Origin of the sequence: Streptomyces sp. NPDC005202 (assembly GCF_040608235.1) — a bacterium.
In the GTDB taxonomy this organism is placed as follows: Bacteria; Actinomycetota; Actinomycetes; order Streptomycetales; family Streptomycetaceae; genus Streptomyces.
Map to the genome: position 1 here is coordinate 63,666 of NZ_JBEXHW010000025.1, position 21,278 is coordinate 84,943.

At 71.6% G+C, this 21,278-nt stretch carries 18 protein-coding genes and 2 pseudogenes; 8 read left to right on the forward strand and 12 right to left on the reverse strand.

The genetic code is table 11. From position 1 onward, the window contains the following. Positions 1-35 precede the first annotated feature (35 nt). Complete coding sequence (locus tag ABZV31_RS28080) at positions 36-1,535, reverse strand: PLP-dependent aminotransferase family protein (protein WP_355899253.1); 1,500 nt, start codon at positions 1,533-1,535, stop codon at positions 36-38. A gap of 34 nt (positions 1,536-1,569) precedes the next feature. On the opposite strand from ABZV31_RS28080, the gene ABZV31_RS28085 reads away from it, so the two are divergent. From ABZV31_RS28085 to ABZV31_RS28100, 4 genes are all read left to right on the forward strand, one after another. Continuing rightward, positions 1,570-2,298, forward strand: coding sequence for a hypothetical protein (locus ABZV31_RS28085; RefSeq protein WP_355899256.1), 729 nt, complete (start codon positions 1,570-1,572; stop codon positions 2,296-2,298). Next, positions 2,295-3,062, forward strand: a complete 768-nt coding sequence (locus ABZV31_RS28090; protein ID WP_355899259.1) for a glycerophosphodiester phosphodiesterase — start codon at positions 2,295-2,297, stop codon at positions 3,060-3,062. The genes ABZV31_RS28085 and ABZV31_RS28090 overlap by 4 nt, the downstream gene beginning before the upstream one ends. A 61-nt stretch (positions 3,063-3,123) precedes the next feature. Next, positions 3,124-4,473, forward strand: a complete 1,350-nt coding sequence (locus ABZV31_RS28095) for an MFS transporter (RefSeq protein ID WP_355899262.1) — start codon at positions 3,124-3,126, stop codon at positions 4,471-4,473. Positions 4,474-4,752: 279 nt separating this feature from the next. Beyond that, positions 4,753-5,127: an RNA polymerase-binding protein RbpA gene (locus ABZV31_RS28100; RefSeq protein WP_003977404.1), complete on the forward strand. Its 375-nt coding sequence runs from the start codon at positions 4,753-4,755 to the stop codon at positions 5,125-5,127. Between the two features lie 137 nt (positions 5,128-5,264). Here the strand turns inward: ABZV31_RS28100 and fxsA are convergent, their stop codons facing one another. From fxsA to ABZV31_RS28120, 4 genes are all read right to left on the reverse strand, one after another. Beyond that, positions 5,265-5,822, reverse strand: a complete 558-nt coding sequence (gene fxsA, locus ABZV31_RS28105) for an FxsA family membrane protein (RefSeq protein ID WP_355899265.1) — start codon at positions 5,820-5,822, stop codon at positions 5,265-5,267. A 208-nt stretch (positions 5,823-6,030) separates the two neighbouring features. Next, the gene (locus tag ABZV31_RS28110) at positions 6,031-6,831 is read right to left on the reverse strand and encodes a polyprenol monophosphomannose synthase (RefSeq protein ID WP_355899268.1); all 801 of its coding nucleotides are present in this window, start codon (positions 6,829-6,831) and stop codon (positions 6,031-6,033) included. Between the two features lie 532 nt (positions 6,832-7,363). Further along, positions 7,364-8,965 carry an amidohydrolase gene (locus ABZV31_RS28115; RefSeq protein WP_355899270.1) on the reverse strand — a complete coding sequence of 534 codons (1,602 nt, stop codon included), beginning with the start codon at positions 8,963-8,965 and terminating at the stop codon, positions 7,364-7,366. Positions 8,966-9,012: 47 nt separating this feature from the next. After that, positions 9,013-9,453, reverse strand: a complete 441-nt coding sequence (locus ABZV31_RS28120) for an Lrp/AsnC family transcriptional regulator (RefSeq protein ID WP_093768230.1) — start codon at positions 9,451-9,453, stop codon at positions 9,013-9,015. A 269-nt stretch (positions 9,454-9,722) separates the two neighbouring features. Between ABZV31_RS28120 and ABZV31_RS28125 the strand changes: the two genes are divergently transcribed. Then, entirely contained in the window at positions 9,723-10,169 is a 447-nt protein-coding gene (locus ABZV31_RS28125) for a hypothetical protein (RefSeq protein ID WP_355899273.1), read from the forward strand. Between the two features lie 10 nt (positions 10,170-10,179). Here the strand turns inward: ABZV31_RS28125 and ABZV31_RS28130 are convergent. Further along, positions 10,180-10,395: pseudogene (locus ABZV31_RS28130) on the reverse strand (phosphotransferase family protein); the annotation flags it as partial. Positions 10,396-10,743: 348 nt separating this feature from the next. Beyond that, the gene (locus ABZV31_RS28135) at positions 10,744-11,916 is read right to left on the reverse strand and encodes an acyl-CoA dehydrogenase family protein (RefSeq protein WP_355899275.1); all 1,173 of its coding nucleotides are present in this window, start codon (positions 11,914-11,916) and stop codon (positions 10,744-10,746) included. Between the two features lie 470 nt (positions 11,917-12,386). On the opposite strand from ABZV31_RS28135, the pseudogene ABZV31_RS28140 reads away from it, so the two are divergent. Further along, positions 12,387-12,659 (forward strand): annotated as a pseudogene (locus ABZV31_RS28140) (glycoside hydrolase family 18 protein); the annotation flags it as partial. 56 nt (positions 12,660-12,715) lie between these two features. Here ABZV31_RS28140 and ABZV31_RS28145 read toward each other — a convergent pair. The 5 genes from ABZV31_RS28145 to ABZV31_RS28165 form a co-directional block, all read right to left on the reverse strand. Then, positions 12,716-13,375: a TetR/AcrR family transcriptional regulator gene (locus ABZV31_RS28145; protein ID WP_355899278.1), complete on the reverse strand. Its 660-nt coding sequence runs from the start codon at positions 13,373-13,375 to the stop codon at positions 12,716-12,718. A gap of 61 nt (positions 13,376-13,436) precedes the next feature. Then, a complete protein-coding gene (locus tag ABZV31_RS28150) occupies positions 13,437-13,577 on the reverse strand; it encodes an SCO1431 family membrane protein (protein ID WP_355899281.1) in 141 nt (46 codons plus the stop codon). Between the two features lie 143 nt (positions 13,578-13,720). Further along, a complete protein-coding gene (locus ABZV31_RS28155; RefSeq protein WP_355899284.1) occupies positions 13,721-15,130 on the reverse strand; it encodes a peptidase C39 family protein in 1,410 nt (469 codons plus the stop codon). Positions 15,131-15,541: 411 nt separating this feature from the next. Next, entirely contained in the window at positions 15,542-17,083 is a 1,542-nt protein-coding gene (locus tag ABZV31_RS28160) for an amino acid permease (RefSeq protein ID WP_355899287.1), read from the reverse strand. A gap of 37 nt (positions 17,084-17,120) precedes the next feature. After that, positions 17,121-18,077 (reverse strand): hypothetical protein, encoded by a 957-nt coding sequence (locus tag ABZV31_RS28165; RefSeq protein ID WP_355899290.1) that lies wholly within the window; start codon positions 18,075-18,077, stop codon positions 17,121-17,123. A gap of 217 nt (positions 18,078-18,294) precedes the next feature. Here ABZV31_RS28165 and ABZV31_RS28170 point away from each other — a divergent pair, with 217 nt between their 5' ends. Both ABZV31_RS28170 and ABZV31_RS28175 read left to right on the forward strand, forming a co-directional pair. Then, positions 18,295-18,948 carry a hypothetical protein gene (locus ABZV31_RS28170; RefSeq protein ID WP_355899293.1) on the forward strand — a complete coding sequence of 218 codons (654 nt, stop codon included), beginning with the start codon at positions 18,295-18,297 and terminating at the stop codon, positions 18,946-18,948. A 431-nt stretch (positions 18,949-19,379) separates the two neighbouring features. Beyond that, positions 19,380-21,245: an AAA family ATPase gene (locus ABZV31_RS28175; RefSeq protein WP_355899296.1), complete on the forward strand. Its 1,866-nt coding sequence runs from the start codon at positions 19,380-19,382 to the stop codon at positions 21,243-21,245. Positions 21,246-21,278: the final 33 nt, after the last annotated feature.

Genomic DNA, 21,278 nt, shown 5'->3' on the forward strand with positions numbered 1-21,278 from the left:
TCTTGAAGGGCCGGAGCCTTCTTGAAGGGCGGCCGTTACGCCACGAACGTGCGGGGTGCCTCCGTCCCCGCGCTCCCGCCCGTCTCCACCAGCCGCGCCGCCGCCGCCAGCCGCGTCGCCGCTTCCTCCGCCACCGCTCCCCCGACGGTGAACGGCAGCCGGACATACCCCTCGAAGGCGCCGTCGACCCCGAAGCGCGGGCCGGACGGAACCCGCACCCCCACCCGCTCCCCCGCCTCGGCGAGCCGGGACCCCGACAAGCCCCCGGTGCGCACCCACAGGGTGAGTCCGCCGCGCGGCACCTCGAACTCCCAGCCGGGCAGCTCCCGCCGTACCGCCGCGACCAGCGCGTCCCGGTTCTCGCGGGCCTGACCGCGCCGGATCTCCACGGCCTGCTCCCAGCCACCGGTGCTGAACAGCCAGTTCACGGCCAGCTGCTCCAGCACGGGCGTGCCCAGGTCGGCGTACGCCCGTGCGGCGACCAGGCTGCGGATCACGTCGGGAGCGGCCCGGACCCAGCCGATGCGCATCCCGGCCCAGAAGGCCTTGCTGGCCGATCCGACGGTGATGACCGTGGACCCGGCCGGATCGAAGCCGCACACGGGCCGCGGCATCTCCAGGTCCTGCTCCAGGTACAGCTCGCTCATCGTCTCGTCGACGACCAGCACCGTCCCCGCCGACCGGGCCGCCTCCACCAGCCGGCGCCGCTGGTCCTCGTCGGCGAGCGCGCCGGTCGGGTTGTGGAAGTCGGCGACGACGTACGCGATCCGGGGCGCGGCCTCCCGCAGCACCTGCCGCCAGCGGTCCATGTCCCACCCCGCGAGCCCCTCGGCCATCGCGACCGGCACGAGTCGGGCGCCGGCCTCCCGCATCAGCTGGAGAATGTTCGCGTACGACGGCGACTCCACGGCGATGCGTTCGCCGCGGCCGCCGAAGAGGTGGCAGATGGCGTCGATGGCGCCCATCGCGCCCGTCGTCACCATGATCTGCTCGGGCATCGTCGGGATCCCGCGCCCGGTGTACCGCTCGGCGATCATCGAGCGCAGCGCGGGCAGACCGGCCGGGTAGTCGCCGTGCGTGTGGGCGTACGGCGGCAGCTCCTCCAGCGCGCCCTGCACGGCACGGGTGAGCCACGGCTCGGGCGCGGGCAGCGCGGCACAGCCCAGGTCGATCATCGAGCCCAGCGCCTCGGGCGGCAGCGGCTCCAGACCGCGCGCCGGGAGCGGATTGCCCGCCGGTACGGCGGTCCAACTGCCCGCGCCGCGCCGGGACTCCAGGAAGCCTTCCGTGCGCAGCGCCTCGTAGGCGGCGGCGACCGTGGTGCGGCTGACGGACAGGGCCACGGCCAGCTCGCGCTCGGCGGGCAACCGGGCGGCCACCGGTACCCGGCCTTCGAGCACCAGCAGCCGGATGCCATCGGCGAGCGCGCGATAGGCGGGCGGGCGGCGGGTGCCGGGACCCGCCGGGCGGTCCTGCTGGGAGTTGAGCAGGCGGGCGAGCTGCGCGGCACCCACCGCCGAGGTCCACTGAGCCATGACTACCAGTCCACCTTCCCCGAATTGGCCATGGATGGCTTTTCGTCCCAAGCCACAGAGTGTCACGCATCAGGCCACTACCACCACCAGGGGGCATGTCTTGTCCGCGGTCACAGCCAAGCGCCGTCTCGGGCGACGACTGATCCAGCTGTACGCCGGCCTCGCGCTGTACGGCGCGAGCTCCGCGCTCCTCGTCGAGGCGGGTCTCGGTCTGGAGCCCTGGAACGTGCTGCACCAGGGCCTGGCCGAGCTCACGGGCCTGACGATCGGCGTGGTGTCGATCATCGTCGGGGCGGTGGTGCTGCTCCTGTGGATCCCGATGCGCCAGCGCCCGGGTCTCGGCACGGTGTCCAACGTCTTCGTCGTCGGCATGGCCATGGACGGCACCCTCGCCCTGGTGCCCGACGCGCACACTCTGGCCGTGCGGGTTCCCCTGCTCCTGGCGGGCATCCTGCTCAACGGCGTGGCAACAGGCCTCTACATCGCCGCCCGCTTCGGGCCCGGCCCCCGGGACGGGCTGATGACCGGGCTGCACCGGCGTACGGGCCGCTCGATCCGCCTGATGCGGACCGCCGTCGAGGTGGCGGTCGTCGTCACCGGCTTCGCCCTCGGCGGCACCATCGGCGTCGGCACCCTCCTGTACGCGGTGTCCATCGGCCCGCTGGCGCAGCTGTTCCTCCGCATGTTCGCCGTCCCGACGGCATCCGGCGGCAGCACGGTCGTTGCCGCCGGGACACCACGGCGCGCGATACTGCGAGGGTGACCACGCTCATACGCCACCCGTATCTCGACCACCCGGGCCCCATCGCCTTCGCGCACCGCGGCGGGGCCGCCGACGGCCTGGAGAACACCGTGGCGCAGTTCCGGCGCGCGGTCGAACTCGGCTACCGGTACATCGAGACCGACGTCCACGCCACGAGGGACGGCAGGCTCGTCGCCTTCCACGACGCGACCCTGGACCGGGTGACGGACGGCGCGGGACGGATCGCCGACCTGCCGTGGGAGGACGTACGGCACGCGCGCGTGGGGGGCAGGGAGCCGGTGCCCCTCTTCGACGAACTGCTGGAGACCTTCCCCGAGGTGCGCTGGAACGTGGACGTGAAGGCGGAGCCGGCGCTGCGTCCGTTCCTCGACCTGATCGAGCGCACGAACTCCTGGGACCGCGTCTGCCTCGGCTCGTTCTCCGAGGCCCGCGTGGTCCGCGCCCAGCGACTGGCCGGGCCGCGCCTGGCGACGTCGTACGGCACGCGCGGGGTGCTCGGCCTGCGGCTGCGCTCGTGGGGCCTGCCGGCCGCGCTGCGCCGGTCCGCGGTCGCCGCGCAGGTCCCCGAGTCCCAGTCGGGCGTCCGGGTGGTCGACCCGCTGTTCCTCCGCGCCGCCCACGCGCGCGGGCTGCAGGTGCACGTGTGGACGGTCAACGAGCCCGAGCGGATGCACCGGCTCCTGGACCTCGGTGTCGATGGCATCATGACCGATCACATCGACACGTTGCGCAAGGTCATGGAGGAGCGGGGCGTCTGGGTCTGAACCCCTGAGCCCGAGACCCCGGGACCTGCACGGCATCTTCGGCGGGGAAGCGAGGGCACGGGTGGGCACCGACACCGTGCGGGCACAGGCGGCCGACCGGGCGGCCGCCGAGCGGCGGCGCGAGCAGCGCGGCTGGTACTTCTACGACTGGGCGTGCTCCGTCTATTCGACGAGCGTGCTCACCGTGTTTCTCGGCCCCTACCTCACGTCGGTCGCCGAGTCGGCGGCGGACGCGGACGGGTTCGTGCATCCGCTGGGGATCCCGGTGCGGGCCGGGTCGTTCTTCGCGTACACCGTGTCCGTGTCCGTGATCGTCGCGATCCTCGTGATGCCGCCGGCGGGCGCTGCGGCCGACCGCACGGGGCGCAAGAAGCCGCTGCTGGCCGCCGCCGCCTATGTGGGCGCGACCGCCACCACGGGCCTGTTCTTCCTGGACGGCGACCGCTACCTGCTGGGCGGTGTCCTGCTTGTCCTCGCCAACGCGTCCGTGGCCGTCTCGATGGTCCTGTACAACTCCTACCTGCCGCAGATCGCCCCGCCCGAGGAGCGCGACGCGGTCTCCTCGCGCGGCTGGGCCTTCGGCTACGCGGCCGGCTCCCTGGTGCTGATCGCCAACCTGGTGCTCTTCACCGCCCACGGCTCCTTCGGCGTCTCCGAGTCCATGGCCGTCCGCATCTGTCTCGCCTCGGCGGGCTTGTGGTGGGGTGCCTTCACGCTCGTCCCGCTGAAGCGGCTGCGCGACCGCCGTACGGCCGCCACGGCTCCGCCGGTGCACGGCTGGCGCCAACTGGCGGCCACGATCAGGGATATGCGGGGCAAACCGCTCACGCTGGCCTTCCTGCTCGCCTACCTCGTCTACAACGACGGCATCCAGACGGTGATCTCCCAGGCCTCGGTGTACGGCTCCGAGGAGTTGGGTCTGGGCCAGTCGACACTCATCACGGCCGTGCTGATGGTCCAGGTGCTGGCGGTGGCGGGGGCGCTGGGTATGGGGCGGCTGGCCCGGACGTACGGCGCGAAGCGCACGATCCTCGGTTCACTGGTCGCATGGACGGTCACCCTGGGGGCCGGGTACTTCCTGCCGGCCGGGGCGCCCGTGTGGTTCTTCGTGCTGGCGGCCGGGATCGGGCTGGTCCTCGGCGGGAGCCAGGCACTGTCCCGGTCACTGTTCTCCCATCTCGTCCCGCCCGGCAAGGAGGCCGAGTACTTCTCCGCGTACGAGATGAGCGACCGCGGCATGAGCTGGCTGGGTCCCCTATTGTTCGGGATCACCTACCAGGTGACCGGAAGCTACCGGGACGCGATCATCTCGCTGGTGGCCTTCTTCGCGATCGGGTTCGTGCTGCTCGCCCGGGTTCCGGTGCGGCGGGCGATCGCCGACGCGGGCAATCCGATTCCTGATCGGATTTAGCACTCGGGGCGAAAGGGCTGTAGTGTACGCGTTTGGCCTGCCAAGCGTACCGTTACTGCGCGTCAAAGAAGCCGAAACGCTGGGTGACATCTCCTAGCAGATGTGACAAACCGGGCGCCGGTGGGTACTGCACTGGTTGACAAGGCTGCGGCTACGACGGCGACGCATGACCCGGAACGGGACCTCGGAACGGGAATCTTTACCGCCGACCGGACGTTGACCGGATGACGACGACAGCGACACCTGTCCTGTGGGCGACAAGCCCGGGAGGCACGATTCATGAGTGAGCGAGCTCTTCGCGGCACGCGCCTCGTGGTGACCAGCTACGAGACGGACCGCGGTATCGACCTGGCTCCGCGCCAGGCCGTGGAGTACGCATGCGAGAAGGGGCACCGCTTCGAGATGCCCTTCTCGGTCGAGGCGGAGATCCCGCCGGAGTGGGAGTGCAAGGTCTGCGGGGCCCAGGCACTCCTGGTGGACGGCGACGGCCCTGAGGAGAAGAAGGCCAAGCCGGCGCGTACGCACTGGGACATGCTGATGGAGCGGCGCACACGTGAGGAGCTGGAAGAGGTCCTCGAGGAGCGCCTCGCCGTTCTGCGCTCCGGTGCGATGAACATTGCCGTGCACCCCCGGGACAGCCGCAAGTCGGCGTAGTTCCGGCGGGGCTTGGGCCAGATCACAGCTCACACCAATAACCGCGGGCGCCGTACGTGAGGGTTGACGTACGGCGCCCGCGGTTTGCGCGTGCGCAGGTCGGCCCTGCCCTCAACCCGGCTGAGCCGACCGCCTGCTCAGCGGTTCAACGGCGGCCGCTGCTCCCGCGGCGCATCCCCCGGCTGCTGCTCCCTGATCACCTCGCCCTGGACGACCTTGCCGTCGGGGCGGTGAATACGGGCCTGCTGGAAGGCGTCGCCCAGGCTGCCGGGGACGGACTCGCGAAGTTTGCGGTCGACCGTCCGTTCCGTGTAACGGCTGACGGCCTTCTGGACCGGGGGGATCAGCAGGAGCAGGCCCACCGCGTCCGAGATCAGGCCGGGGATCATCAGGAGCAGGCCGCCCAGCATCATCAGGCCGTTGCCGCCGCCGCGCGACGGAATGCCGCCTCGCTGCAGCGCCTCGTTGAGGTTCTGGAAGGCGCGCCGGCCCGCCCGCTTGATCACCACCGCGCCGAGCACGAAACCGGCGAGCAGCAACAGGAAGACCGTGAAACCGCCCGCCGCGCCCGCGACCGCCGTCAGCAGCCAGATCTCCAGCACGAGCCACACGGCGATCCCCAGCGGCAGGAACCTGCGGAGCCGGGAACGCCGGGGGCGGGTGGGGGAGAAAGAGGTCGGAGCGCCAGTCGTCATGCTCCCAGTGTGCCCGGCCCCGGCTCAGGGCGGGATAAGAGGTCGGTCGGCCCGGCCGGTGCGGCGGGCCCGGCTGCACTGGCACCAGGGGCCCGGTGGGCGGGTGCACGGTGATCGGGGCTGCGGGTGGTGGACTTCGACGGCCGTGGGCCGTTCGGGGTGGGTCACGGCGCTGCCCTTCGGGACGGCCGCAGGCCCGCCCGTACCGCTACCGCCGCGGCTGCCCGCCCCGGCCGGTGAGCTTGGCCACCCGCTCCGCCACGCCCCACGACGTGACCCGCCACAGCGCCTCGACGACGATGTCACGGCTCATCTTGGAGTCGCCGAGCTCCCGCTCCACGAACGTGATCGGCACCTCGACCACGTGGAAGCCCGCCTTCACGGCCCGCCGAGCCAGATCGACCTGGAAGCAGTACCCCTGCGAGGCCACCTTGTCGAGGCCGAGGCCCTCTAGCGTCTCGCGGCGGAACGCGCGGTAGCCGCCGGTCACGTCCCGGATCGGCACGTCGAGCATGACCCGCGAGTAGGTGCTGCCGCCGCGCGAGAGGAACTCGCGGGACTTGGGCCAGTTCACCACGCGCCCGCCCGGCACCCAGCGGGAGCCGAGCACCAGGTCGGCGCCCTTGAGCGCGGTCAGCAGGCGGGGCAGTTCCTCGGGCCGGTGGGAGCCGTCGGCGTCCATCTCGACCAGCACGCCGTAGTCACGCTCCAGACCCCAGCGGAAGCCCGCGAGGTAGGCGGCGCCCAGGCCCTCCTTGCCCTTGCGGTGCAGCACGTGGACCTGGTCGTCGGCGGCGGCCAGCTCGTCGGCGAGCTTACCCGTGCCGTCGGGGCTGTTGTCGTCGGCCACGAGCACGTGCGCCTCGGGAACCGCCTTCCGCACCCGGCCGACGATCGTCTTGATGTTCTCCGCCTCGTTGTAGGTCGGAATGATCACCAAGGCCGTGCCGAGCGGGCCGAACCGCCTCTCCTGGGCCTGTGCCGCGAGAGTGCCGTCGCCGTCGTTCACTGCTGCCCCTTCATGTCCGTACGCAGGGACCACCATAGTGGCCACGGCCTGCAAAGACGTGACAGCACGTTTGTATGGTGGTGTCGATTCAGCAAGAGCGTGGTAAGAGTGCTCTTTTCTGGATCTGTCTGTTCTGCGGATGGGGGCCCGGCGCCCTTCGGGCCGACCTGAGACCCGCTGGCTGCGGATCGACCGAAAGCCGTTGTCTACTGAGCGTCGGGCCCCACCCGGGTCACACCTTGCCGACAGTCCGGACCTTCCCTCGTCGGCGCGGGCGCTGAGCCTGGCTCCCAGTGACGGTGACCCGGTGCGGCACACCGTCCCTGACCCAGCGGCGCTGCGACGAGTGCGCGGAAGTTCCCCGGTCGGGCGTCCGGTGGTGGACTCGGCCGAACCTACCGGCCCCGTGCCGCCGCCTGTCAACAGCCCTTTGAGCTGTGCGAACACCGACCGTCGCCGAGGCGGTGCAGAGGATGCGCAGGTCGCGCGACGGGGCGGCGGGCGGTGATCGCCGCCGCGCCACCCCGGGAGATCACTCGCCCGGCCGTACGAACACCGTCCGTCCGCCCACCACGGTGCGCAGGCAGACGGGCAGGTCACGGCCGGGGGTCAGGTCGGGCAGTCCGGGGGTGCCCGAGCGCGGGTCGGTCGACCAGCGCGCGACGCGGTCGTCGGGGGCCTGGACGACCAGCTCGTCGGTGCGCCACACGGCGTAGTCGGCGGGTGCGCCCGGCACCAGGACGCCCGCGTCGTCCCGTCCGATCGCCCGCCAGCCGCCGCGCGTGTGCGAGGTGAACGCGGCGCGCACGGAGATGCGGTGCTCGGGGGTGCGGTGGAAGGCCGCCGCCCGGACCGTGCCCCACGGGTCGAGGGGCGTGACGGGGCTGTCGGAGCCGAAGGCCAGCGGGACACCGGTGCGCAGCAGGGCCGCGAAGGGGTTCAGCGTCCGCGCCCGCTCGGCGCCCAGGCGCTGCGCGTACATGCCGTCCTCGCCGCCCCACAGCGCGTCGAACGCTGGCTGCACTGAGGCGGTCAGGCCCAGCTCGGCAAAGGCCGCGATGGTCTCCGGCGTGAGCATCTCGGCGTGCTCGACGCGGTGGTGGGCGGCGCGGACGCGGGCGAGGCCCACCTTGTCGGCGGCCGCGCGCACGCCCTCGACGACGGCGGTGACGGCGGCGTCGCCGATCGCGTGGAAGCCCGCCTGGAGGCCGACCTCGGTGCAGGCGGTGACGTGCGCGGCGACGGCGGCCGCGTCCAGGTAGGCGGTGCCGGTGTGGTCGGCGTCGGCGTACGGGCCGTGCAGGCAGGCGGTGTGCGAGCCGATGGCGCCGTCGACGAAGAGGTCGCCGGCCGCGCCGATCGCGCCCAGTTCCCGCGCCTTCTCGACGTTCTCTTCCGCCCAGTAACCGACGACCCGCGGGCCCGGCTCCTCGGCGGCGAGCCGCAGCAGAGCCGCGAAGTCGTCCTCCGAGGAGATCTTCGGGCCGGCGCACTCGTGCACGGACCCGATGCCGAGGGAGGCCGCGTGGGCGAGGGCGGTGCGCTGGGCCTCGGTGCGCTGGGCGGGGGTGACGGCGGCGAACGCGGCGGCGCGCACCGCGTGGTGGGCGTCGGCGGTCAGCGGGCCGTCCACCGGGCCCAGACCGGGGACGAGGTCGAGCAGTGCCGTCGTGACGACCGCCGAGTGGACGTCGATCCGGCTGAGGTAGAGGGGACGTCCGCCGGTGGCCTCGTCCAGTTCCGCGCGCGTCGGCGGGCGGCCGCCGGGCCAGCGGGCCGCGTCCCAGCCGTGGCCGAGCAGAACGCGGTCGTCCGGGCGGGCGGCGGCGAAGTCCCGTACGCGGGCCAGGGCCGCCTCGAGGGAGGGTGCGTCGGCCAGGTCGAGGCCGGTGAGCGCCAGGCCGGTGGCGGTGGTGTGCACGTGGGCGTCGGTGAACGCCGGGGTGACCAGGGCGCCGTCGAGGTCGATCACCTCGTCGACGCCGTCCGCGAAGGCGTCGGCCGCGCCTTCGGAGCCGACCCAGGCGACTTGTCCCGCCTCGACGACCATCGCCGTCGCGAACGGGTCGGCGGGGCTGTGGACCTCTCCACGGCGGAGCAGGACGGTCTTCGTCGGGGCGGTGCGCTCACTCATGAGGAACAGTTTCGCCCCTCGGGCGAACCGTCCGGCAGGCAGGTCGATCAGATGCGCGGCGGCCGCGCCTCGTACGGCGTCGACAGCACCACCGTCGTCCGCGTCGACACCCCCGCCAGCGTCCGCACCCTCGCCAGCAGCTCCTCCAGTTCGTGCGGGGTGGCGACGCGCACCTTGAGGATGTAGTTCTCGTCGCCGGCGACGCTGTGGCAGGCCTCGATCTCGGGAACGCCGGCGAGGCGGTCCGCGATGTCGTCGGGGGCGCTGGGGTCGAACGGCTTCACCGAGATGAAGGCGGTCATGGGCAGCCCCACGGCCTCCGGGTCGACGACCGCGGCGTAGCCGCGGATGACGCCACGCTGCTCCAGCCGCCGCACCCGCTGGTGCACGGCCGACGTGGACAGGCCCGTGGCCTTGCCCAGGTCGGTGTAGCTCATCCGCCCGTCCTTGACGAGCAGCTGCACGATCTGTCGGTCCAGCTCCTCCATGGCGCAAGAACCTACAGGGCGCTTGATCTTTTCGGATACCTCAGCAGCGCAGGTCATACCCCGGTTCGTGATGTGCCCGAGAGCGGCCTGTGAGCCACCTGGGGGACAAGACCACCGCAGCGGGCACCTGCGGGCGGCATGTGACGAACGCCACAGCCAATGAAAGGGCTCCGTGACGTTCTCGTGATTACCGCCGAGACGGGACGGGAAGTGCTTGCTGTGGTCGAGGCCGCAGCGCCTTCACGGCCCAGCCCGAGGGGGAGAATCCCATGCAGAGTCTTAAGCGCCCTGGTCGATCCGCGTCCAAGCGGCAGCAGCCGGTCGTCGAGCCCGAGCCGGAGGGCGTCGAACCCGACGCCCTCGACGACGTCGACGGCGAGGAACTCGACACCTACGACACCTTCGAGATGTACCGGGTGATCTGCCCGGAGTGCGCGCAGCCCATCGCCCTGCTGGCGGACGAGGAGGTCCTGCCGGAGCACGCGCTGTGCGCCTCGCCGTGGAACCCGTTCGGGCTCACGGTCTGTCCCGGTACGGGCGGCAGGGCCTCCGGTGCCCGGCCCGCGGACGAGTCCATCGAGCCCCAGGAGCAGGACACCGCCCTCCTGTTGACGCTCCCTCAGGGACTCGACTGGCGGATGCAGCCCTTCTCGCACGTCGGCGGCCCGGGCTCGCGCCCGATGCGCGTGCCGGCGATGCGCCGCCAGGCCGCCTGAGCGGCCTCGCTCAGTCCCGGTAACTGCCCTGCACCATGGCGCGCAGGCTGCCGTGGTGCAGGATCAGTGTGTCCGGGTCCGCCGCGAGAGCCGCCTCACCGAAGTGCACCTGCCGGTGGACGAGGCGCAGCACCACGATCGCGTGCCGCAGGGCGGCGTGGAGGGTGTGGGATTCCATGTCCCGCAGGGTGTGGCCGGTGAGTTCGGCATGGCGCGCCGCCACGCGGGCACCCCCCTGGAGGCAGTGCAGCTGACGGTACGTCAGGCAACTGCCGGAGACCGGACGCGGACCCGGACGCCCGTGAACTCACGCGCGATTCCGCGGAACGGTGACCTGTCCGCCCCACGCCGCGTTGCCCAGGTATGACCCCCACGCATCCGGCAGCCGGGCGTCGGCGCCGCATCTTCGTGCCGCCGCCCGCAGGATCGGTTCCGCTGGCGCCGCCGCAGCCCCAGGACCCGCCGATCTACCGCGCTCTGATGCGCACCTGGGCCGACCGGGGCCGCACCCTGCCGGGGCGCCACGACCCGGAGTGGATCCGGCTGGCGGCGCCTCCCGTCGGCCTGGGGCAGCTCAGCGGGTCTCGGGACCCGCGAGGTGACGGGCGATGACCATCCGCTGGATCTGGTTGGTGCCCTCGACGATCTGCAGCACCTTGGCCTCGCGCATGTAGCGCTCGACCGGGAAGTCGGCGGTGTAGCCGTATCCGCCGAGCACCTGGACGGCGTCCGTGGTCACCTTCATCGCCGTGTCCGTGCAGAACAGCTTGGCCATGGCCGCCTGCTGCGCGAACGGCCGGCCCGCGTCGCGCAGCCGCGCCGCCGCCAGGTACAACGCGCGGCCGGCCTCGATCTGGGTGGCCATGTCGGCGAGCATGAAGCGCAGCCCCTGGAAGTCGGCGATCGGCTTCCCGAACTGCCGCCGTTCGGTGGCGTACGCGACCGCCTGGTCGAGCGCCGCCTGGGCCAGGCCGATCGCGCAGGCCGCGATGCCGAGCCGCCCGGAGTCGAGCGCGGACAGGGCGATGGCGAAGCCCTGCCCCTCCTCCCCGATGCGCCGCTCGTCGGAGACCCGGACGCCGTCGAGGTGGACCTGCGCGGTCGGCGAGCCCTTCAGGCCCATCTTCTTCTCCGGCGCCGCCGCGCTCAGCCCCTCGGCGTCGCCCGGCACCAGGAAGGCGGTGATGCCACGGGGGCCCTCCTCGCCGGTGCGCGCCATGACCGTGTAGAAGTCGGCGATCCCGCCGTGCGTGATCCAGGCCTTGGTCCCGGTGATCACCCAGTCGTCGCCGTCCCGGACCGCCTTGGTCCGCAGCGAGGCGGCGTCCGAGCCGGACGAGGGTTCGGACAGGGCGTACGCGCCGAGCAGGCCGCCGCCGAGCATCGCGGGCAGGTACTCGACCTGCTGCTGCTTGGCGCCGTGGGCAGCGAGCGCGTAGGAGGCCAGGGTGTGCACGCTGACGCCCAGGCCGACGGTGAGCCGGGCCGCGGCGAGCTCCTCGAGGACCTGCAGGTAGACCTCGTACGGCTGGTCGCCGCCGCCGTACTCCAAGTCGTACGGCAGGCCGAGCAGTCCCGACTCCGACAGCAGGGTGAAGACCTCGCGCGGGAAGCGTCCGGCGTCCTCCTCCTCGGCCGCCTTCGGGGCGATCTCACGCTGCGCGATCTCCCGGACGAGCGAGATCAGGTCCCGGGCCTCGTCCGTGGGCAATTGCCGGTCCACCGGCTGCTGGGCGCGGTCGGGCATGGCGACGCTCTCCTCCCTGTCGGGCACATCGGCGGACGTGCGCCTTGGGTGGGGGCGGCTCCGCCGGGGTCTTCCTCGGGCCCAGCCGATGCTCGCACTCCCGGGTCACGGAAGCTGCTGACCAGCGGCTGTGCGCTGTGAGTATGCCCGATCGGAGGCATCCCGTCACCAGTTAACGACCGCTTACTTCAGGAAATCACCCCACCCCCTCTCATTGGTCCGAACCAATTGACGAAGTGGTCTAGTCCTCCTACTGTGTGCGCCCAGCGCTTCACCGCGTTCATGCCAATCGGCGCGCGTTCCCCTCTCCCCCACGAGGAGACACCCGATGCACACTCCCCACCGTCCCCGCGCCCTCCCCCAAGCTCTCAAGTCCGTTCGAGCAGGGGTTGCCCCCGCCCGGGCGCTCGTGTCCGCCGCGTGTTGCGCCGTCCTCGGCGCCGGACTGCTGGCCGGCGCGGGCACCGCCACGGGCGGCACCCGGCGGCACGGCGACCGGCCCGGCGGCGGGGACGTACGAGCAGGGCATCGACGACTACAAGGTGCTGAAGACGAAGTGCCCGGCGACCGGCACGGTGGGCGGCACCGCGTACGCCAAGTGCGGCAACAACTGGTGGAGTTACGACACCCCGTCAACCATCGCGACCAAGATGGCGTACAAGAACCAGCAGGGTCTGGGCGGGACGTTCTTCTGGGAGCTGAGCGGGGACACCGCGAACGGTGAGCTGATCAAGGCGATCAACCAGCCGTCGGTGAAGGAGGCTCACGGCGGAGGGCCGTCACCCTCCGCCCCTTGGCGTCAGTCGTACCGGCGCGCCGGTGCGGGGGCCCGACAGGACGGGTCCATCTCCTCGATGGCCCGCAGCGCGCCGCCCAGCGTCTTCACGAGCAGTTCGCGCATGGTGTCGCGGGACAGTTCCGGACGGTCGATCCAGTCCAGGGTGGCACCCTCGACGCTGCACACCCAGGACAGCAGGCCCATGCGGGCCAGCGGCGCGATCGCGGCGTGTCCGTAGGCGCCCTCCGCGATGGTTGCGACGATCGCCTCGCGCACGCCGTCGCGGATGGCGTGCACCTCGGTGTCGAAGCCGACGCCGCCGCTGACGATGGTGCGGTAGGCGGCCTGGTTGTGCTCGGCGTAGCGGAGATAGCTGTCGATGGTGCGGTGCACCCGGTCCACGGCCGGCAGTTCGAGGCCGCTCGCCGCGAAGGTGACCAGGTCGGCGACCGAGTCCTCGATGATCGCCAGGTAGTAGCCGCGCTTGGACTGGAAGTAGTAGTAGATCAGCCCCTTGGCGACATGGGCCTGCCGGGCGATGTCGTCCATCGAGAGGGCGTCGTAGGAGGTGTCGGCGAACAACCTCCGCCCGATGGCGATGAGTTCGGCGCGACGTGCCACAGAGCGCTCGGTGCCGCGCACCCGGGGGCGGGCCGCGTCGCGCTGTTGACTCATATTCAATTTCGACCCTGGTCTCCAACTGGCGGACATCCGCAGTATGGCAGGTCGGGTATGCGTCAGATCACAGCAGGCCGAGCTGGGTGACGAGCATCGCGATCACCACGACGAGGGTCCAGCCCAGGACGTGCTCGAGGGTGTTCGGGCCGTCATCCTTGGGGCCGCCGGTGCGGGCGCGGGCGGCGATGGCTGAGTGTGCGGTCATGGTTTCTCGCAGTGGTAGGACGTGTTCGGTGGACTTCCCCCGCCTTTGTCCACCTTGCCACTCGGAGCGGCTTTTGTAGCAGAGACGTTGGTCACAGGGAAGGGGGCCCCGGTCTCCCGGGGCCCCGCAGCCGTCCTGCCATCTCAGCGCACGCCCACCGCCGTGAGCGCCTTGCGCTGGTGGGCCGTGGGATGCGCCGGGAAGTACAGGTAGCAGACGCCGCCGGTGCCGGAGACGACCTTGCCGGAGGCGTTGTACCGCTTGGTCCTGAGCCAGATGTTCTCGAACTCCCGGCGCAGGTAGACGCGCCGCACCGCCTCGTCGCTCGGCGACGCCGGATCGTTGGCGATCACGTCGCCGTTGGCGGTGAAGCCGATGACCGTCATCAGGTGGCCGGAGGTGCCGTAACCGGCTCCGGTCAGCTCGGTCTTGAGGAAGGACTGGGACGTTATGGCCGGGATCCCGGCCGCGATCAGCGTCTCCAGGTCGGTGAGCGAGCCGAGCCGGGTGACGACGCCCTGGAGGTCCTTGTACGTGGCCGCGTAGGCGGCGTTGAACGGCCAGTTGCCGCAGCCGGTGTACTGGTAGTCGTAGGTGCACCGGGCCGCGTGGCAGATCTGCGGGTCGGCGTAGCTCGGGTCGACCCAGGCCAGCTGCTCGGGCGTGAGGCGGCCGCCCCAGTACTCGATGATCATCTGTGAGGAGGTGGGGCTGCACCAGGCCTCGCCGCCGTTGTCGTACTGGGGGTACTGGCCGGCGTGAATCTCCTGCGAGTAGCGCGGGACGATCAGCTCCTTGGCCAGGCCGGGCGTGGAGGCCGGGACGGTGAAGCGGTCGGGGACGTCGGACCCCATCGCGCCGATCCGCCACACGGTGGGGGTGAGCTTCGTGCCGGTCCTGCGGTAGAGGGTGAGCCGCAGCCGGTACGAGGTGAGGCGCAGCCCGGAGGCCGGATCGTCGAGGGAGAGGGTGTCCGTCCAGATGGTGCTCTTGCCGTCGCTCTGGCCGTCGACCGAGGTCCGCCTGATGTCCTGGTCACCGGCCGCCCAGCGGCCCATCACGTACCAGGGGGTGTCCGTGCCGTCGGAGTACGTGCCCTTCAGCTCGACCTGGAGCCAGGTGCCGGCCGGGGTGCGCGCGTTCCAGGAGGCGATCGCCTCGGTGGCGGGCACGGAGAGCCGGTGGACCGGGGAGGTCCAGGTGGCGTACTCCCAGGTGGCGGTCGTGCCGGTGTGCGGGTCGGTGTAGTCGGTGGTGCCCGCGGGGGCGGCGATCTCGAGGCCGGGGCGGGCGCCCGCGACCGCGCAGGTGCCGTGGGCTGTGCCGCTGCGCCAGTCGTTGTACGTCGTCCAGGCGCGGTTGTCGACCGGGCGCACCGGGGCCGCGTCGGCGCCGGAGGCGTCGCCGGCCTCACCGGCGTCGGTGGCCGGGCCGGCTGCGGTGGCCGGGCCGGCTGCGGCGGCGGCGGCCGCCGGGGCCGCGCCGCCCGTCACCGCGGCGGCGACCGCGGCGGCCAGGACGGTTCTGCGGGACGGCTGTTCGGCTCTGCTCATGGGTGGAAGACCCCCAGTGTCCGAGTCGGGGCGGGTCCGTGCACGGCTGTGCGCCCACTATGGCCGTGGCGAGCGCCTCCTGCCAGCACTTCAGCCCACGCCACGCCCACCAATATTGGTCTGAACCACTGGCATGACCTGGGGCGGGACGACCCCGGCCCACCCGGTGTGGGGTGCACCGGGGCCGGATGCACCGGGCCGGGTGGACCGGGGCCGGATGCACCAGGGCCGGATGCACCAGAGCCGGATGCACCAGAGCCGGATGCACCAGAGCCGGATGCACCAGAGCCGGATGCACCGGGCCGGATGCACCGGGCCGGATGCACCGGGCCGGATGCACCGGGCCGGATGCACCGGGCCGGATGCACCGGGCCGGGTGGACCGGGGCCGGGTGGACCGGGGCCGGCGGGATCAGACGAGGTCCATCGCCGCGACCTCGTCCGGACGGCCGTAGCTGACCGGTCCCTGGAAGCGGCGGCGGGCGGAGGCGAACCACCACACCGTGGCCACCACGAGCACGACGGCCAGGGCGATCGGGGCGTAGTTGAAGGAGTCGACGCTGATCGGCGAGGCCTGCGGCAGCATGAACAGCACGCTGCTGAGCACGATCCACGTCACGGCCACGATGCCGACCGGCCGGCTCCAGCGGCCCAGGTGCCAGGGCCCCGGCTGGAACTCGTCGCCGAGCCGCAGCCGGAGCAGGATCGGCATGGCGTAGGCGAGGAAGAGACCGACGACGTTGACGCTGACGATGGCGGTGAACGCCGTGTGCGACCACCAGCCGGGCAATACCAGCGCCAGCGAGCAGGCCACCGCCAGCCAGACCGCCTTGACGGGGGTGCGGGTGCGTGGCGAGACCGAGTGCCACCAGCGCGAGCCGGGCATCGCGCCGTCTCGGGAGAAGGCGAAGATCTGCCGGGTGTTGCTGGTCAGGTTGGCCAGGCCGCAGAAGAGCATGGCCCCGATCACGATCAGCAGCAGCACCTTCGCGGCGCCGAGGCCGAGTGCGTCGATGAGGATCTGGACGGGCGGCGCGGCGGAGCTCGCCACATGGCCGTAGTCGCGAATGCTGTAGACGAGGGCGAGCATGAGGACCAGTCCGGTGAGCGCCGAATAGCCGATCGCGCGGGTGATGCCCCTGGGTGCGTTGACGGTCGCCCGGACCGTTTCCTCGGACATGTGGAAGCTGCCGTCGAAGCCGGTGAAGGTCCAGCTGGTGACCAGCAGCCCGAGCATCCCGCCGTAAAGTCCGCTCGTGAAACCGGTGTTGTTCGCGAAATGCGTGACGAAGGACGCCGGGCGGTGATGATCGGGCACGGCGACGAGGGCGGTCACGATTACGACGAGGCCGATCAGCAGCCACCACACGGAGATCCGGTTGACGACGGCGACCAACTGGACGGTGTAGGTGTTGGCGAGCCCCTGCAGGACGATGATCAGCGCCGTGATCAGCACCGTCTGGTGGGCGGTCGGCCGGTAGGAAGGCCACTGGAGGGCGAGGAAGGCCTGGATGAAGGTGGCGGCGGCGTAGCCGGTGGCGGCGGTGCCGCCGACCTGGCCGACGAAGTTCAGCCAGCCCGTGAACCACGACCAGGCACCCTTGTGCCGTTTGGCGAGTTTTCCGGCCGAGAAATACAGAGCCCCGCTCGTCGGATAGGCGGAGGCGACTTCCGCCATTGCGGCGCCGACGAACAGCACCATGACGGAGACGCCGATCCAGCCGAAGACGAGAATGCGGGGCCCGCCCGCGTTCATGCCAAAACCGAAGGACGAGAAAATACCGGAGATGATGTTGATGATGGTGAACGAGATCGCGAAATTGTCGAACGCCTGGAAGCGCCGGGTGAGTTTCCTCGGATAACCCATCGCATGCAGGGTCGCGTCGTCGTCGAGGCTGATCGGGTCCGCGTTGCCCTGGGCGCCGGGACGCGGGACCGATATCCGTTCTGACACAGATCGACCTTTCTTTCGGTGGGGGGTCGGGCGAGGGTCAGGGGGTGCCGGGTACGGGCAGGCCGCAGGCACGCCGGGCCCGGGACAGCTGCTCGGCGGGGTCGCCGAAGACGCACCAGGGCATCCGTGAGGCATAGGGCCCCATGGCGGTGAGGACCGCGCGGGCCTCGAACTCGCGCCGTGCCATGACCAGCGCGTGGGCGAGATAGGCCAGGTCGAGCACCGGGGTGAAGCGGTAACCGGCCACCGTGGGCAGCCAGTTCTGGTAGATCGCCAGCGCGGTGGAGCGCCACTGGGGCTGCTCCCAGACGCGGTCGGCGAGCAACTGGGTGGGGTTGTAGCTCTCCACCAGGGCGACCAGCGGCAGCAGCCGCAGCGGGGAGTCGGCGGGCGCCCGCTGACTCAGGAAGGCGGCGACGTCCCAGGCGGCGTTGACCGAGCCGCCGTACCGGGTGAAGAAGAACGCCAGGAAGCGGTGGTGGGCCTCGCGGTGCCAGGGGTCGAGGGAGAGCACGTGCGCGAACAGCCGCCACGGCCCCGGCGGGGAGGTGAGCAGCCCCTGCGGCGCGGAGTCGCGGAACCGGTGCAGCCGGGCCATGGCCAGCTTGGCGACCCAGGGCGTGGGGTCGGCGGGGTCCAGGGCCGAGGCCCGGTCGCAGGCGGAGAGGGCTATCCGCTCCAGGGTCCCCGCCCGCTCGTCGCGGGCATCGGCCGCGTGCAGCGCCCTGAGCACCGCGACGCGCGCCCACATCATCGCGGCCTCCGGCGTCGGCTCCTCGGCCAGCCAGCGCTCCGTGAGGTCGGAGTCGGCGGCCTCCGAGGCCAGCACCAGGGAGCGGTGGGCCCGCAGGCCGAAGTCGCCGCGCGTCTCGACGAGCGCGTCCCGGGCGCTCACACAGCGGCCGGCCCGGACGTCGACGCAGACGCTTGCGAGCACACGGTCGTCGGCCGCCGGGTGCCACACATACTGCCCTTCGAATAACCCAGCGGCCATGTTCCCCGTCCGTCCCCGTACGACGCCTCGCAGTTGCGCACCAGGCACTTTACTCACCACCGGGCACAACCGGAACGCCGATTTCGACATATCCACCCGCGGATTCGGGATGACAATAGCGAGCTTGACGGATGCTCAGCGATAGTTCAATGCGACACTAATTCCCGGTCTCCCGGCACCGTCCGGAAGGGCCGCCACTAGAATGTTCCCGCGAAATATGCCGTCACCTCACCACACGTCGGGAACCGCCATTCACGCCCTCGCCTCCCACCTCCGCCGCCTCCCCCCGTCCTGCGGCCCCGTCCGCCTGATCGGCGTCGACGGGCACGCGGGCTCCGGAAAGTCCACGTTCGCCGGGCAGTTGGCCGCGGTACTGGACGACGCGCCCGTGCTCCACCTGGACGACATCGCCAGCCACGAGGAGCTGTTCGCGTGGGACCGGCGGCTGCTGGCCGAGGTGATCGAGCCGCTCGCCCGCGGCGCCACGGCGCACTACTCCCCCTACGACTGGCACGCCCGGCGCTTCGGACCCGCCCGCGCGCTGGCGCCGGCGCCCGTGATCCTCATCGAGGGCGTGGGCGCCGGCCGCCGGGCGCTGCGCCCGTATCTGGCCCGCCTGCTGTGGATGGAGCTGCCGAACGAGGAGTCCTGGGCACGGGGGCGCTCGCGGGACGGGGAGGAACAGCGGGAGTTCTGGGCCGGGTGGGTCGAGGCGGAACGCCGGCACTTCGCCGAGGACCCCTCCCGGCCGTTCGCCGATCTTCTGGTACGGCAGTTGTCGGAGGGATACGAGCTGCTGCAGGGTCCCACTGGGACCGTTGGACCGGACCAGAGTGTCACGCACGGTGACGGACCGTCCGCAATGTGCTGAACTTGTGAAGACCTGTGCGGAGGGAACTTCCTCAAGTGCCCCAACTCGGCTTGACCCGGGGGCCGTACAGGACTTACGTTCTGAATGTGCGGTCGAACGAGACCGCCGCCATACGCGAAGCCCCCGGTTGTTCCCCCGTGATCGGGGGCTTCGTTCTGCCCTGGCTTCCTTTTCCGGACGCGACGTGGCGCGATTCGCTCACCCTCGGTCACCAAGCGCAATGTGCCCGGTCCGCTCCCACCGCGCCAAACGGCCTGTGCGGCACCCTTCGGCGAGCGACGGCCCCACAGGTACGATGCCCTCGGTGCGACCTTCGAACGGCTGCTTCGCGCACCTGCAACTCCGGTCCGCGGCACAGCGGTTCGACCAAGGCAGCCGCCGGACGACGGCCCGGCGGTGAACCTACGGGGGCACGGTTTGTGGGGGACGTGATGGACTTCGGCACGCAGGGCCCCGCGGCCCCGGCCGACCTGGCCTGGCTGCGAGGCGTGGACGCCTACACCATGGGCGCCTATCCGCAGGCGGAGGAGGAGTTCCGGGCCGCGGTGCGGATGGATCCCGGGATGGCCGACGCCTGGCTCGGGCTGCACGCGCTGCGCGTCGACACGACGACCGCGCTGCTCAGGATGTTCCGGCACCGGGACCGCTTCGGCGAACAGCGCACCCGGCACCGCCGCACCCTCAACTCCTGGTACTGGCTGGGCTGGTGGGTGCAGCCCGTCCTGGAGAGCCCCCGCGACCTGCTCCTGGCGCACGCCTCGCACTGGCTCGACGGCCGCCACGTCCCGGAGCTGGACCGGGCGCTGGCCGGGCTGCCGCCCGTGGACACCGACCCCCAGGTCCGCTTCCTGCACGCCTGCCGCGCCTACCTCGTCAAGGACTGGGAGCAGCTCGTGCGGCACACCGACCCGCTGCTCGACGATCCCATGCTCGGGATCGAGGCGGGCCTCTTCGGCGGCATGGCCCGGATCCGTCTGGAGATGTACGGGCAGGCCGAGCCGCTGCTGTCGGCCGCGCTGATGCGGTGCCGCAGCGAGCAGCCCCAGCGCAAGGAACTGCGGTACTGGCTGGCGCGGGCCCACGAGGGCACCGGCCGCAGCGCCGCCGCGCTCCCCCTGTACCGGGCCGTGCACCGGGTCGACCCGGCCTTCATGGACACCTCGGCGCGGCTCGCGGCGATCGCCGAGGGCGACGGGTACGACGACGTGGCCGACCTCGCCGCGATCACGCTCACCGGCGTCGGGCAGGACACCGTGGACGGTCCGGACGTCCTGGACCCGCTCTTCGGCACCGAGGGCCGGGACCTGAAGCTCTCCGAAGCCGACCTGCCGGCGTCCGCTCCCCTGCCGCCGGTGACCGATCCGGCGGTGCGCGAGCGGACCGCCGTACCCGCCGGGCCGCTGCCCACCGGTCCCACCGACCCCGCGTTGCTCGAGGAGGCGCTCGCCGAGCTCGAGCGCATGGTGGGCCTTGAACCGGTGAAACGCCAGGTCAAGGCGCTGTCGGCGCAGTTGAACATGGCTCGGCTGCGTGCCGGGAAGGGGCTGCCCGTGCAGCCGCCGAAACGCCACTTCGTCTTCTCCGGCCCCTCGGGCACCGGCAAGACCACGGTCGCCCGCATCCTCGGCCGCGTCTTCTACGCCCTCGGCCTGCTCGGCGGCGACCACCTGGTGGAGGCCCAGCGGGCCGACCTGGTCGGCGAGTACCTCGGCCAGACCGCCGTCAAGGCCAACGAACTCATCGACTCCGCGATCGGCGGCGTCCTCTTCGTCGACGAGGCGTACTCCCTGTCCAACTCCGGATACGGCAAGGGCGACGCGTACGGCGACGAGGCGTTGCAGGTCCTGCTGAAGCGGGCCGAGGACAACCGCGACCACCTCGTGGTGATCCTGGCCGGCTACCCCGAGGGCATGGACCGCCTGCTCGCCGCCAACCCGGGGCTGTCATCCCGCTTCACGACCCGCGTCGACTTCCCCTCCTACCGGCCGCTCGAACTCACCGAGATCGGCAAGGTGCTCGCCGCGGAGAACGGCGACGTGTGGGACGACGAGGCCCTGGACGAGCTGCGCTCGATCGCCGGGCACGTCGTGGACCAGGGGTGGATCGACGAGCTCGGCAACGGGCGGTTCCTGCGGACGCTGTACGAGAAGAGCTGCGCGTACCGGGATCTGCGGTTGTCGACGTATCCGGGGACGCTGTCGCGGGAGGATCTGGCGACGCTGCGGTTGCCGGATCTGATGCAGGCGTATGGAGAGGTGCTGTCGGGGCGCGGGCCGCAGGATCCGTCCGCCATGTAGGGAGCCGGTGCTGGGCCGGCGCCGGGGGTGGAT

What these genes read in the sequence shown, in the direction of transcription:
- ABZV31_RS28120 (WP_093768230.1), bottom strand. Translation starts at nt 9,453, where the DNA reads ATGGAGGAGCTGGACCGACAGATCGTGCAGCTGCTCGTCAAGGACGGG.
- ABZV31_RS28155 (WP_355899284.1), bottom strand. Translation starts at nt 15,130, where the DNA reads ATGAGCAGAGCCGAACAGCCGTCCCGCAGAACCGTCCTGGCCGCCGCG.
- ABZV31_RS28175 (WP_355899296.1), top strand. Translation starts at nt 19,380, where the DNA reads ATGGACTTCGGCACGCAGGGCCCCGCGGCCCCGGCCGACCTGGCCTGG.
- ABZV31_RS28085 (WP_355899256.1), top strand. Translation starts at nt 1,570, where the DNA reads ATGGCTTTTCGTCCCAAGCCACAGAGTGTCACGCATCAGGCCACTACC.
- ABZV31_RS28125 (WP_355899273.1), top strand. Translation starts at nt 9,723, where the DNA reads ATGCAGAGTCTTAAGCGCCCTGGTCGATCCGCGTCCAAGCGGCAGCAG.
- ABZV31_RS28150 (WP_355899281.1), bottom strand. Translation starts at nt 13,577, where the DNA reads ATGACCGCACACTCAGCCATCGCCGCCCGCGCCCGCACCGGCGGCCCC.
- ABZV31_RS28080 (WP_355899253.1), bottom strand. Translation starts at nt 1,535, where the DNA reads ATGGCTCAGTGGACCTCGGCGGTGGGTGCCGCGCAGCTCGCCCGCCTG.
- fxsA (WP_355899265.1), bottom strand. Translation starts at nt 5,822, where the DNA reads ATGACGACTGGCGCTCCGACCTCTTTCTCCCCCACCCGCCCCCGGCGT.
- ABZV31_RS28165 (WP_355899290.1), bottom strand. Translation starts at nt 18,077, where the DNA reads ATGGCCGCTGGGTTATTCGAAGGGCAGTATGTGTGGCACCCGGCGGCC.
- ABZV31_RS28135 (WP_355899275.1), bottom strand. Translation starts at nt 11,916, where the DNA reads ATGCCCGACCGCGCCCAGCAGCCGGTGGACCGGCAATTGCCCACGGAC.
- ABZV31_RS28170 (WP_355899293.1), top strand. Translation starts at nt 18,295, where the DNA reads ATGCCGTCACCTCACCACACGTCGGGAACCGCCATTCACGCCCTCGCC.
- ABZV31_RS28115 (WP_355899270.1), bottom strand. Translation starts at nt 8,965, where the DNA reads ATGAGTGAGCGCACCGCCCCGACGAAGACCGTCCTGCTCCGCCGTGGA.
- ABZV31_RS28100 (WP_003977404.1), top strand. Translation starts at nt 4,753, where the DNA reads ATGAGTGAGCGAGCTCTTCGCGGCACGCGCCTCGTGGTGACCAGCTAC.